The organism is Nonomuraea cavernae (assembly GCF_040655715.1).
Classification (GTDB): Bacteria; Actinomycetota; Actinomycetes; order Streptosporangiales; family Streptosporangiaceae; genus Nonomuraea; species Nonomuraea cavernae_A.
Genome location: NZ_JBFAKL010000001.1, coordinates 1 through 12,018, shown reverse-complemented (window position 1 = coordinate 12,018; position 12,018 = coordinate 1). Strand labels below are relative to the sequence as shown.

General features: G+C 69.4%; 11 protein-coding genes and 1 riboswitch. Of the genes, 5 read left to right on the top strand and 6 right to left on the bottom strand.

From position 1 onward, the window contains the following. Nucleotides 1-13: 13 nt before the first annotated feature. Nucleotides 14-71, top strand: a riboswitch (guanidine-III (ykkC-III) riboswitch). A gap of 32 nt (nucleotides 72-103) precedes the next feature. Together AB0I38_RS00055 and AB0I38_RS00050 are read left to right on the top strand one after the other, a co-directional pair. Beyond that, the gene (locus tag AB0I38_RS00055) at nucleotides 104-424 is read left to right on the top strand and encodes a DMT family transporter (RefSeq protein WP_358459267.1); all 321 of its coding nucleotides are present in this window, start codon (nucleotides 104-106) and stop codon (nucleotides 422-424) included. A 78-nt stretch (nucleotides 425-502) separates the two neighbouring features. Next, nucleotides 503-952 (top strand): hypothetical protein, encoded by a 450-nt coding sequence (locus AB0I38_RS00050; RefSeq protein WP_358459262.1) that lies wholly within the window; start codon nucleotides 503-505, stop codon nucleotides 950-952. Nucleotides 953-957: 5 nt separating this feature from the next. Here AB0I38_RS00050 and AB0I38_RS00045 read toward each other — a convergent pair whose 3' ends face one another. Both AB0I38_RS00045 and AB0I38_RS00040 read right to left on the bottom strand, forming a co-directional pair. Further along, the gene (locus tag AB0I38_RS00045; RefSeq protein WP_358459259.1) at nucleotides 958-1,425 is read right to left on the bottom strand and encodes an SRPBCC family protein; all 468 of its coding nucleotides are present in this window, start codon (nucleotides 1,423-1,425) and stop codon (nucleotides 958-960) included. A gap of 24 nt (nucleotides 1,426-1,449) precedes the next feature. After that, a complete protein-coding gene (locus AB0I38_RS00040) occupies nucleotides 1,450-1,833 on the bottom strand; it encodes a VOC family protein (protein WP_358459256.1) in 384 nt (127 codons plus the stop codon). 59 nt (nucleotides 1,834-1,892) lie between these two features. Between AB0I38_RS00040 and AB0I38_RS00035 the strand changes: the two genes are divergently transcribed. Next, the gene (locus tag AB0I38_RS00035) at nucleotides 1,893-2,360 is read left to right on the top strand and encodes a GNAT family N-acetyltransferase (protein WP_358459253.1); all 468 of its coding nucleotides are present in this window, start codon (nucleotides 1,893-1,895) and stop codon (nucleotides 2,358-2,360) included. On the opposite strand, the gene AB0I38_RS00030 is transcribed toward AB0I38_RS00035, so the two are convergent. Then, nucleotides 2,339-2,896 (bottom strand): PadR family transcriptional regulator, encoded by a 558-nt coding sequence (locus AB0I38_RS00030; RefSeq protein ID WP_358459250.1) that lies wholly within the window; start codon nucleotides 2,894-2,896, stop codon nucleotides 2,339-2,341. The two genes, AB0I38_RS00035 and AB0I38_RS00030, sit on opposite strands and share 22 nt — an antisense overlap. Before the next feature lie 67 nt (nucleotides 2,897-2,963). Here AB0I38_RS00030 and AB0I38_RS00025 point away from each other — a divergent pair, with 67 nt between their 5' ends. Then, entirely contained in the window at nucleotides 2,964-3,752 is a 789-nt protein-coding gene (locus AB0I38_RS00025) for a dienelactone hydrolase family protein (RefSeq protein WP_358459247.1), read from the top strand. On the opposite strand, the gene AB0I38_RS00020 is transcribed toward AB0I38_RS00025, so the two are convergent. Next, a complete protein-coding gene (locus AB0I38_RS00020; RefSeq protein WP_358459244.1) occupies nucleotides 3,730-5,745 on the bottom strand; it encodes a molybdopterin-containing oxidoreductase family protein in 2,016 nt (671 codons plus the stop codon). The two genes, AB0I38_RS00025 and AB0I38_RS00020, sit on opposite strands and share 23 nt — an antisense overlap. 320 nt (nucleotides 5,746-6,065) lie before the next feature. Between AB0I38_RS00020 and AB0I38_RS00015 the strand changes: the two genes are divergently transcribed. Continuing rightward, on the top strand, nucleotides 6,066-8,444 hold the full coding sequence (locus tag AB0I38_RS00015; protein ID WP_358459241.1) for a lysylphosphatidylglycerol synthase transmembrane domain-containing protein: 2,379 nt from the start codon (nucleotides 6,066-6,068) through the stop codon (nucleotides 8,442-8,444). Between the two features lie 3 nt (nucleotides 8,445-8,447). On the opposite strand, the gene mgrA is transcribed toward AB0I38_RS00015, so the two are convergent. Both mgrA and AB0I38_RS00005 read right to left on the bottom strand, forming a co-directional pair. After that, the gene (gene mgrA, locus AB0I38_RS00010) at nucleotides 8,448-9,434 is read right to left on the bottom strand and encodes an L-glyceraldehyde 3-phosphate reductase (RefSeq protein ID WP_358459238.1); all 987 of its coding nucleotides are present in this window, start codon (nucleotides 9,432-9,434) and stop codon (nucleotides 8,448-8,450) included. Beyond that, on the bottom strand, nucleotides 9,431-11,530 hold the full coding sequence (locus AB0I38_RS00005; RefSeq protein WP_358459236.1) for a S9 family peptidase: 2,100 nt from the start codon (nucleotides 11,528-11,530) through the stop codon (nucleotides 9,431-9,433). Before AB0I38_RS00005 ends, mgrA begins: the two co-directional genes overlap by 4 nt. Between the last annotated feature and the right edge of the window lie 488 nt (nucleotides 11,531-12,018).

Sequence of the window (12,018 nt, the reverse complement as noted above, 5' to 3'; positions counted from 1 at the left end):
CGCCGTTCCCTCGATAGAGCCCCCGCTCCCGGACGAGACGCGCCGTACCCGGAAAGCCAAGACGACGCACGATCTGTCGTCCCGCTGCCCGGAGGTTTCACTCATGGCCTGGATCTTCCTTGTCGTCGCCGGTCTCTTCGAGGTCGTCATGGCCCTGTCGCTCAAGCTGAGCGACGGGTTCTCCCACGTGTGGTGGTCGGTCTCGTTCTTCGTCACGGCCGTGCTGAGTTTCGGTCTGCTCTCGTACGCGCTCAAATCCCTCGACGTCGGCACCGCGTACGCGGTGTGGACCGGCATCGGCGCGGTGGGCACGGCGGTGGTCGGCATGCTGGCCATGGGGGACAACGCGTCGTTCGTCCGGATCGCCTCGATCGCCCTCATCGTCGTGGGGATCGTCGGCCTCAACCTGGCCGGCGCGCACTGACCCCGCGCGATCCGGTAAGGGAATTCTCAGGGTCCGTCCCCGATGCGAACCGGGGGACCCAAAAGGCACCCTGAGGACATGAACGAACTCAGTCGAAGCGACGAAGTCTCCCTGTCCGGCGCCGCGCTGCGCGGCGCTCCCTGGAGGACCGCGGCCATCGGCGGTGGCGCGATCACCGCGGCCAGCTGGGGCATGGGCGTGCTGCTGCCCGGCCCCGCCGACCTGGTCTGGGCGCTGGGCCTCGGCATCAGCCTGTTCGCGCTGATCGCCACCATCGGCGCGGTGTCCAAGCCGAACGAGGGCGACCGGGTGACCCGGCAGGCCCGCCGCTGGTCGCTGCAGCATCCGTGGAAGTTCGCGCTGCTCCCCGCCGGGATCACCGCGGTGCTGGACTACCCGGTGCAGCTGGTGCTCGACGGCGAGGGCGTCTTCGGCTCGGCCTTCCAGTCGCTCTGGCACGGCCTGCTGGTGTACATCATCGCCGGCATCCTCACCCTCACCATGCGGGGACGCGCGGGGAGCGAGTGACGCCGTCAGGCGCGCTCGGCCGCGCGCTTGAGCCCCTGCAGGGTCCGGTTCATGTTCGCGGTGTTGTGGCTCGCCCGGTCGGGCACGTTGGTGGCCCAGCCGCCGACGATGTTCATGAACCTGCCCCGGGTGTCCCAGGTCTTCTGCTCCACCCTGCAGCCCGTCTCGGTCGGGGTGATGTCGAAGCGCCAGATGGCGATGTCGAGCACTCCCGCCGCGCGCACGTGATAGGCGAAGGTGTGGCCTGGCTCCGCGGCGGTGACCGTGCAACTGGTGGACCAGCGCCGGCTCCCGTTGCGGTTGCCGCCGACGAACCTGGCTCCTGGCCTGGCCTCCTTGACGGGGCCGATCCACCGCGCGCGCAGGCACTCCGCGTTCCAGTCGCCGATCCCGGACAGATCGGTGACCAGTGCGTAGACCCGCTCGGGCGAAGCGGTGATCTCGATGCTCGCGGACGCGCTCGGCTCGCTCATGCGGTCAGCATCGCTGACAGAACGTTATTCGGGCAACCCCCGCTCCGCCTGGCTCCGGCAGACGCAGAACTCGTTGCCCTCGGGGTCCCGCATGGTCACCCAGCCGGTGCCGTCGGCCTGGCGACGGTCCCAGAGCACCGTCGCGCCCAGGCCCAGGAGCCGCTCGACCTCCTGGTCGCGGGTGCGGCCCTCGGTGCCGTTGACGTCGAGGTGGACGCGGTTCTTCACGGTCTTGCCCTCGGGGACCCGGATGAACAGCAGGAACGGCTCGCGCTCGGTGCGGAGCATGACCTCGTCGTCGCCCGGCTCGTCGTCGTCGCCGAGCGGCAGCCCGGTCGCCTCGCTCCACCAGGAAGCCAGCTCGTACGGCTCCGCGCAGTCGATGGTCACGGCATGGATCTCAATCATCCCGCCAGCCAAGCGCCCCCAGTAGGCCCCGTCAAACGGGTTACACGATAATGAGCCCCATGTCGCGAACCCCTTCAGACCCGCTCTTCCGTACGGCCACGGCCGAGGATGTGCCCGCGATCGTCGCGATGCTGGCCGACGACCCGCTCGGCGCGAAGCGCGAGGGCGACCCGGGCGACGACCGCTACCTGAACGCCTTCGCCCGCATCGACGCCGACCCCCACGACGAGCTGATCGTGGCCGAGCGTGACGGCGAGGTCGTGGGCACCATGCAGCTCACCTACCTGGCCGGCCTGTCACGGCTCGGCGCCGAGCGCTGTCAGATCGAGGCGGTCAGGGTCGCGGCCGCCAGCAGGGGAGAGGGTCTCGGCCGCCGGATGATCCAGTGGGGCATCGACCGGGCCAGGGCGCGCGGCTGCGCGATGGTGCAGCTCACCTCCGACAAGTCGCGCACCGGCGCGCACCGGTTCTACGACTCGCTCGGCTTCGCCGCCTCCCACGAGGGTTACAAGCTGTCGCTGAGCTGAGCGACCATCCATCTGCACCACTCGGCGCGGTGCCGTTCGTAGCCGAGGCCGCACCGTAGCGTCGCGTAGTTGCCGAACCTGGGGTCGCCCGGCCCGGGCGGCTCCGCGAAGTGCTCCTCCTCGCGCTCGTACTCGGCCAGCCGCGCTTCGTGCACCGCGAGCTGGTCGGCGAACAGCCGCCTGACCAGCTCGGGATCGGCCAGCCACGACGCGTACGTCTTCAGCACCAGCTCGTCGCGCTCGGGCCGCTCGCGCGGTGGCGTGGTCACCCATTCCCGCAGCGCCCCGGAGCCCTCGGGCGTCAGACGGTAGACCTTCTTGTCCTGCGGGCCCGGCCCGTGCCGGGTCTCGTAGACGACCAGCCCGCCGGCCAGCAGTTTCTGCAGCTCGGGGTGGATCTGGCTGTGACCGGCCGTCCAGAAGTAGGAGACGGGCCGCCGCATGGCCGCGGCGATGTCATAGCCGGTGCGTTCGCCGCGGGCCAGCACGGCGAGGATCGCGAATCCAAGGGTCGAGGTTTTCGTCGTTGAGCTCATGGTGCTTCCAAGGGTATTGTGCGTCCCGCGACTATGTCAGTTCAGACATACGGTAAGAGGGGGCGCCATGCGAAGGATCATCGGCTTGCTAGGGCTCGTGGTGGTGGTGACCGCTTGCGGGGGCACGGTCACCGCGACCGCGTCGGGCGCCCCCACCCCGGCGCCCACGCCGACGTCCAGTCCGGCCCCGACCCCGACCCCGACCCGCGTGATCACCGGTCCGAACGTGAGCGGCTGCTTCGGCGAGGAGGACGGCGAGATCTTCACCCACGGCGACGACCTGCCCGGTGTGATCACGGGCAAGGGCGAGGTCGGCGTGGTGATCACCTACGAGCGCCTCGGCAACGTCTGCAACTGGCGCCCGCTCTCCGACCGCCTGGTCCAGGCCGGCTATCGCGTCCTCCTCTACGCCCGCGACAGCAGCGTCACACCGGAGGACATGGCCGTCAGGATGGGCAAGCGGCTGGCCGGAAAGAAGGGCGTCAAGCGGCTGGCCGGAAAGAAGGGCGTCAAGCGGCTGTTCTTCGTCGGCGGCTCCATCGGCGGCACCGTCTCCGCTCCGGCCGCGGCGCGGATGGGCGACAAGGCGGCGGGCATCGTCGCCCTGTCAGGCGCGATCGAGACCGAGAACGCGGCCGCGATCACCGTGCCGCTGCTCCAGATCGGCACCGAGCACGACGGCTACGGCGGCGCCAAGGACCTCCAGGCGGCCCACGACGCCGCCACCAAGGCCCCCGCCAACGAGGTGCACGTCATCAAGGGCGAGCGCATTCACGCCACGGACCTGTTCCGCAGCTCCTACGGCCCCGAGGTGCTCGACCGGATCGTCGCCTTCATGGACCGGCACAAGGGCTGACCTCGACCAGGTTGTCGTGGTAGACGGCCCCCCGGCCCAGGTCGGCGTCGCGTTCCTCGACGACGGCGTTCGCGTTCGCGCCACCGGGGCTGTGCTTCGGCCAGCGCCCCTTGGGCGAGGCCACCACGCCGCGCGCCACCCGGTCGCTGACCTCGACGTCGGCCAGGAACTCGCCGCGGTCGTTGTGCACCCGCGCCCGCTGCCCGCTCACCAGCCCACGTTCGGCCGCGTCGGCCGGGTTGACCAGCACGACCGGCTCCTTGGCCCGGCGCCGCAGCTCCGGATTGTTGCCGAACACCGTGTTGAGGAACGTGTGCGCCGCGGGCGTGATCAAAGTCAGCTTGTACGGCGAGCGGCCGGCCGTACGGACCGACAGCGACGGCACGTACGCCTCACCCGCGGGCGGGAAGCGCAACCGGCCCGACGGCGTCGGGAAGCCCTCGGCGAACGGAATGAACGGCTTGGGATAGTTCATCCGCACCCAGCCCTCCTTGCGCAGCCGGTCCAGCGTGATGCCCTCCAGCGACGGGTGCCCGCCGGCCAGCAGTTGCCCGGCCAGCTCCAGGTCCGAGTCGTACAACGAGGGCTCGGTCAGCCCCATGTGCCGGGCCAGCCGCCGGAACGTCTCGGTCGTCGACAGGCACTCGCCCGGAGGCTCCACGGCGGGCTCGTTCCACTGCAGGTACATGTGGCCGTAGCCGGCGTGCAGGTCGAGGTGCTCGGTCTGCATGGTCGCGGGCAGCACGATGTCGGCGTAGTCGACCGTGTCGGTGGGGAACTGCTCCATCACCACGGTGAACAGGTCGTCGCGCAGGAGCTCACGCCTGATCGCGTTGGTGTCGGAGGTGGAGCCGACGGGGTTGGCCCCGTACACCCACAGGCACTTCACCGAGCCGAGGTCGGAGGCCAGCCGGGTCATGGTCAGCGCGCGCACCGGCGCGGCCAGCAGGTCCTCGCGCGTGTCGACGCGGAGGCGCACGTGCCCGCTGGTGGAGTAGGAGACGCCGCCGCCCGGGTGCCGCCAGTCGCCGGTGACGCCCGGGATCGCGGCGATGGTGCGCATCGCGGTGCCGCCGCCCGCGTGGCGCTGGATGCCCATCGTGGCGCGGATCGCCGTGGGCCGGGTGCGCGCGAGCCGTATCCCCAGGCTGTGGATGTCCTCGGCCGGAAGGCCGGTGATCTCCGCCACTTTCGCGACCGGGTGGCTCAGGATCTCCTCGCGGAAGGCCGCCCAGCCCTCCGTGTGCTCGGCCAGGAACTCCTCGTCCTGCGCGCCCTCCGCGAGCACCACGTTGAGCAGCCCGAGCGCCAGCGCCGCGTCCGTGCCCGGCCTGATCGCCAGGTGCTGGTCGGCCTGGTCGGCGGTCCTCGTGCGGATCGGGTCGATCGCCACCACGTGGGCGCCGTCCGCCCGCGCGTCCTGGACGAACTTCCACAGGTGGTGGCCGCTGGTCAGCGTGTTGGTGCCCCAGAGCAGGATCAGCTTGGACAGCGCGAAATCCTCGGGATCCATCCCGCCGGGGGTGCCGTTGGTCAGCATCAGCCCGGTGTTGCCGGCGGTGGAGCAGATGTTCAGCCGGTGCCTGGAGGCGCCCAGGACGTTCCAGAACCGGCGCCCGGCCATCCCCTCGCAGCCCTGGACGAAACCGAGCGACCCGGTGCCCTGGTAGGGCCAGATCGCCTCGCCGCCGTGCTCCTCGATGATGCCGCGTAGCCGTACCGAGATCTCCTCCAGTGCCTCGTCCCAGCTGATCCGCTCGAACCGACCCGACCCCTTCGGTCCCGTACGACGCAGCGGGTGCAGGATGCGGTCGTCCGCCCGGGTGTGCTCCAGATAGCGGTTGACCTTCACGCAGAGGGAGCCCCGCGTGTAGGGGTGGTCCGGGTTGCCGCGCATCTTCACGGCCCGGCCCTCGTCGACGGTCACGATCCACGAGCAGCCATCAGGGCAGTCCAGTGGACAAGCTCCCCAAACCCTCAGTTCACCCGACATAGGGCAGAGCTTACTTCCCAGACCAGAACCGCCCGGGGGAGCCGTGTTGCCGATGGGACACCTGGGGCGTGTACTCTGCCTCGCGCGCCTCGTCTACCGCTTGACGTGCGGTGACGGGCGCGAAAGCCGGACGCTTCGAAACGCCGGGGCGGGGCACGTCACTGCCGACCGAGTCGTTATTCGGTGCAGACGGAGGTGACGATTAGGGACACTAGCGGCTAAAGATCGTACGGTCCGGCCGGGAAGGTGCAGAATCGCTGTCGGTGGCCGAAATCAGCGAACGCGCGAACACGGAGGATCTCTCGAAGGAGGACCCTGCCGTGGCTGAGGCACGTCCAGACCACGAGGTCTACGTAGTGGAGCCGCTGCTGCCGCAACGCCTCCGCCGCCCCTCCGACCTGCTGCGATTCCTCGCCACGCTGCTCGTGCTCGGCGCGGTCATCCTGCTCGCCCTGATCGCCAAGCAGACCCTCAACGGGCTTGAGGCCGACGTCACCGAGGGCACCACTCTCGTCCCCGACCTGCTCAGCCGCGTGGCCACGTTCCTCGGCGGCGCGGCCGTGCTCACCGTGCCCGTGGCGTTCGCCGTCGAGCGCGTCTTCCACCGCGACGGGCTGCGCGTCGCCGAAGGTCTGATCGCCGCGATCATCGGCATGGTCGGCTCCTTCCTGCTCGGCCAGTGGCTCCTCTCCGGCAACGCCGAGGACCTGGGCCAGCTGCTCACCGGCGGCCGCTCGATCGAGCCGCTCAACACGCTGCTCACGTCCGTGATCGCCTACACCACCGCCGTGCGCATCTCCCGCCGGCCCACCTGGCGCGCGCTCACCTGGACCGTGATCGCGCTCTACATCTTCGCGCTGTTCTCCGGCCGGCAGATCACGCTGCCGGGCGCCGTCGTCACCGTCCTGGTCGGCATGGCGATGGGCTACGCCACGCTCTACGGCGTGGGCAGCCCCAACACCAGGCCGCCCGGCAACGCCGTGGTCGCCGCCCTCCGCAAACTCTCCTTCGCCCCGGTCTCGGCCCGCCGGATCGACGACGACCACCAGGGCAGCCGCCGCTACCACATGGGCCTCCAGGACGGCAGCAGCCTCGACGTCACCGTGCTCGATCGCGACCGCCAGGTGGCCGGCCTGCCGTACCGGCTGTGGCGGCGGATCCGGCTCAACTCCGAGACCAGGCGCCGGGCGATCAGGTCGCTCCGCGCCGAGCTGGAGCGCGAGGCGCTCATGGCGTACGCCACGCAGGCGGCGGGCGCGAGCACGCCGCGACTCCTCGGCACCAGCGAGATCGGCACCGAGGCCGCGCTGCTCGCCTACGAGCACCTCGACACGCGCACGCTCGACGAGGTCCCCGACGACGAGATCGACGACGGCGTCCTCGCGCAGATCTGGGAGCAGGTGGCGCTGCTGCAGATCCAGCGGCTGGCGCACCGGCGGCTCACCGGCGACGGGATCCACCTCGACAGAGCGGGCCGCGTCGTGCTGACCGACGCCCGCAGCGGCGAGATCGCCGCCGGTGACCTGCTGCTGCGGCTCGACGTCGCGCAGCTGCTGACCTACCTCGCGCTGCGCGTCGGGCCCGAACGCTCGGTCCGCGCGGCCGCCGCCGTCATGGGCCCCGACGCGCTGGGTCACGCGATGCCGCTGCTCCAGCGCATCGCGCTGACCCGCGAGACCCGCTCGGCCCTGTCCAAGGACAAGGGCCTGCTGGCCGCCATCCGCGAGCAGATCGTCGCGCTCAAGCCCCAGAGCACGGTCGAGGAGGTACGCCTCGAACGCTTCAGGCCGCGCACCCTGGTGACCATCATCGCCAGCACGCTGGCCGCCTACTTCCTGCTCTCCCAGCTCAGCCAGGTCAACCTGGGCCACGTGATCTCCACGGCCAACTGGGGCTGGTCGGGCCTGGCGCTCGTCGCCTCGTTCGTCAGCTTCGTGGCGGCCGCGCTGATGCTGCGCGGATTCGTGCCCGAGGCGCTGCCGCTGTGGCGCACCGTGCTCGTGCAGTTCGCGGCCTCGTTCGTGAAGCTCGTGGCGCCGGCAGCGGTCGGCGGCGTCGCCATCAACACCCGCTACCTGCAAAAACGCGGGATCTCCCCGTCGCTCGCGGTGGCCAGCGTGGGCGCCTCGCAGCTGGTCATGATGATCTTCCACATCACGTTGCTGCTGCTGTTCGCCTACATCACCGGCTCCAACACCGCCACCTCGTTCAGCCCGTCGCGCGAGCTGGTCCTCGCCCTGCTGGCGCTGGCCGTGCTGGTCGTCGTGCTGCTGGGAGTGCCACGGCTGCGCCGGATGATCACCGAGCGGATGCGGAGGTTGTTCTCCAACGTGCTGCCGCGGCTGCTCGACGTGATCCAGTCGCCGCGCAAGATGATCGAGGGCTGCGCCGGGACCCTGATGATCACCCTGGCGTTCGTGGTCTGCCTCGACGCCTGCGTAGCGGCCTTCGGCGGTGAGCTCGACTTCACCGCCGTCGCCGTCGTCTTCCTCACCGCCAACGCCATCGGCTCGGCCGCGCCGACGCCCGGTGGCCTGGGCGCCGTCGAGGCGTCGCTCATCGTCGGCCTGACCGTGGCCGGCCTGCCCAAGGAGCTGGCCACATCGGCCGTGCTGCTCTACCGGCTGCTCACCTTCTGGCTGCCGGTGCTGCCCGGCTGGGCCTCGTTCACCTACCTCCAGCGGCACGAGGCCCTGTGACGGTCACGAGGCCGAACAGGTGATCTTGTCGATCGCCTCCAGCTCGTCCTCGGTGAAGACGGGGCCCTCCAGGCAGGCGACGTTGTCCTCCAACTGCCGCACGCTGCTCGCGCCGATCAGCACGCTGGTCACCCGGGGGTCCCGGAGGGTCCACAGCAGCGCCATCTGCGCCAGCGTCTGACCCCTGCTCCTGGCGATCTCGCCGAGGTCGCGGGCCAGCTCGCGGTCGATCTGGTCGGCGCTCAGGAACCTGCTGGTCGCGGCCCGGGAGTCGGCGGGCACGCCGTCCAGGTAGCGGTCGGTCAGCAACCCCTGCGCGAGCGGTGAGTAGACGACGCAGCCCATCCCCGCCTCCTCCAGCACGTCGAGCAGCCCGCCCTCGATCCACCGGTTGATCATCGAGTAGGACGGCTGGTGGACGAGCAGCGGCGTGCCCAGCTCACGCATGATCCGCGCCGCCTGCGCGGTCTGCTCGGCCGAGTAGTTGGAGATGCCCGCGTACAGCGCCTTGCCCGAGCGCACCGCCCGGTCCAGCGCGCCCATCGTCTCCTCCAGCGGCGTGTCGGGATCGGGACGGTGGCTGTAGAAGATGTCGACGTACTCCAGCCCCATCCGCGCCAGTGACTGGTCGAGGCTGGCCAGCACGTACTTGCGCGACCCCCACTCCCCGTAGGGCCCGGGCCACATGTCGTAGCCGGCCTTGCTGGAGATGACCAGTTCGTCCCGGTAGGCGGCGAAATCCTGCCGAAGGACGCACCCGAAGTTGCTCTCCGCCGACCCGTACGGCACGCCGTAGTTGTTGGCCAGGTCGAAGTGCGTGATGCCCAGATCGAACGCCCGGCGCAGGATCGCGCGCGAGGTGGAGATCGGGCGGTCGTCGCCGAAGTTGTGCCACAACCCCAGCGACACGGCCGGCAGCCTGAGCCCGCTCCTCCCGCTGCGGTTGTACGGCTGGCGCTCGTAGCGGCTCTCGCCGGCCTGATAGGTCACGTGGTGCCTCTCTCGATGATCCAGGCGAGGGCGAAGGCCTCCTCACGCCAGGCGTCGTAGCGCCCGCTGCGCCCGCCGTGGCCCGCACCCATCTCGGTCTTGAGCAGGAACGGCCCTCCCTGAGCCGTGGCCCGCAACCTGGCGATCCACTTCGCGGGCTCGTGGTAGAGCACCCGGGTGTCGTTCAGGCTGGTGATCGCCAGAATCGGTGGGTACGACCGCTCGTCCACGTTCTCGTACGGCGTGTAGCTCTTCATGTAGGCGTACACATCGGCGTTGTGCAGCGGGTCGCCCCACTCGTCCCACTCGATCACCGTCAGCGGCAGCGACGGGTCGAGGATCGTGTTGAGCGCGTCGACGAACGGCACCTCGGCCACCACCCCCGCGAACTCCTCCGGCGCCAGGTTGGCCACCGCGCCCATCAGCAGGCCGCCCGCCGAGCCGCCTCTCGCGATGACCCGATCGCTCCAACCGGCCTGCTTGAGGTGCCTGGCCGCGGCCACGAAGTCGGTGAACGTGTTGCGCTTCTTGGTCAGCTTGCCGTCCTCGTACCAGCGCCTGCCCATCTCACCCCCGCCCCTGACGTGGGCCACGGCGAAGATGAAGCCGCGGTCGAGCAGCGACAGCCTCGGCACCGAGAAGCCCGGGTCGATGGAGGTCTCGTAGCTGCCGTAGCCGTACAGGACGGTGGGGGCGGGGGCGCTGGTGTCCTTGCGCTTGACGATGGAGATCGGGACCCGCGTGCCGTCGCCGGTCGTGGCCCAGTCGCGGAACTGCTCGTAGTCGCCGGGGGTGTAGCCGCCGAGCACCGGCCGCTGCTTGAGCAGGATCAGCTCGCGGGTGGCCAGCTCGTAGTCGTAGACGCTGGGCGGCGTGATCATGCTGGTGTAGGCCAGCCGGAGCCGGCGCGTGGTGAACTCGGGGTTGCCCGCCGGGCTGACGTCGTAGAGCGGCTCGGGGAACTCGATCTCGTACGCGCCCCCGGCGTAGGCGGCCTCCACCCGGTCGCGCCAGCCGTTGTGCGGGGCTTCGTCCCCGTACGGGAGCACCCGGATGCCGGTCAGCCCGTCGCGGCGGAAGTGGATGACGGCATGGTCGGAGAACGCCTCGATGTCGAGCAGCCGGGTGCCTTCGCTGTGGGCGATCAGCGGCGTCCAGTCGCCGGGAGCGTCGAGCGGGGCGGTGGCCAGCTCGAAGTTCTCGGCGTTCTCGTTGTGGAGCACGTAGAAGAAGTCGCCGGCGTGCTCGACGCTGTATTCGACGCCCACCGTCCGCGGCCGGACGACGCGGAACTCACCCGTGGGGTCGTTGGCGTCGAGGACGCGCGCCTCACTGGTGATCTTGCTACCGGCGCCGAGGACGAGGTAGCGCTCACTCCTCGTGAGCCCGATGCCGATCCAGTAGCGCTCGTCGGATTCCTCGTAGACCAGGACGTCGTCAGCTGTGCCGAGGGCGTGACGGTAGACCTGGAAGGGGCGCCAGGCGTCGTCTACGCGGGTGTAGAAGAACGTCGAGCCGTCGGCCGACCAGCAGCCGCCATAGAAGACGTCCTCGATCTGGTCGTCCAGCAGCTCGCCGGTCTCCAGGTTCTTGAACCTCAGCGTGAAGCGCTCGGCGCCCTTGTAGTCGGTGGAGTAGGCCAGCATCGTGCCGTCGGGGGTGATGCTGCTGGTGCCGATGGAGAAGAAGGGGCTGTCGCCGGCCAGCTCGTTGCCGTCGAGCACGACCTCTTCCCGGTCGAGGCGCTCGCCGGGCTTGACCTCGGGCGGCGTGTCACCGTCGGCGGGGACCCGGCAGGAGACGGCGTACTGCTTGCCCTCCTCGGTGCGCGTGTAGTACCACCACGCGCCCTTGCGGCTCGGCACCGACAGGTCGGTCTCCTGGGTGCGGCCCTTGATCTCCTGGAACACCTGCTCCTGCAGGTCGGCCAGGTGAGCGGTCTCCTCTTTGAGGAAGGTGTTCTCCGCTTCGAGATAGGCGATGGTGTCGGGGTCGTCCTTGTCGGCGAGCCACGCGTACTCGTCGACCACGGTGTCGCCATGGTGCGCGCGCTCAGTCAGGACCTTCTTCGCCAGTGGCGGTCTTTTGCTGCTCACGTGGGGAGTCTATGGTCGCCTGTGATCGTTCTGTGGCCATGAACGGTGGTGAATGCGTCTCGGGCGGTCGGGGGCGCTGCTAATCTTGAGAAGTCGACGCGGTGCGGCAACCAACCTCCTTCACTTAGGTGACATTGGCATGGTGCGCAGCATTGGTCGGTAATCTCTCAGACTCACCTAGCTTGAAGATCGGTTCGCGGATCGCTCTGAAGGCTGGTAAGTTAGAGGGGTTGCCCTGGGAACGGGGTGGTGTTCGATTTCTGCTGGTCAGACTGGTTCGGGTGAATTTGACACGGATCTGGGGGGCTGGGAGGATTTGAACACAACAGAACGAAATGTGAAGCGAAGTGAACGCCTCTGAGCGGGTCCGGTTGGTTCCGGGTTTGTGAGGGTGTACGCGTCCGTTTCTTGAGAACTCAACAGTGTGTTAAAAGCCAGTGCATGATGCACAACCCCGTCATGTATGTGACGGATTCCTTTGGTTGACA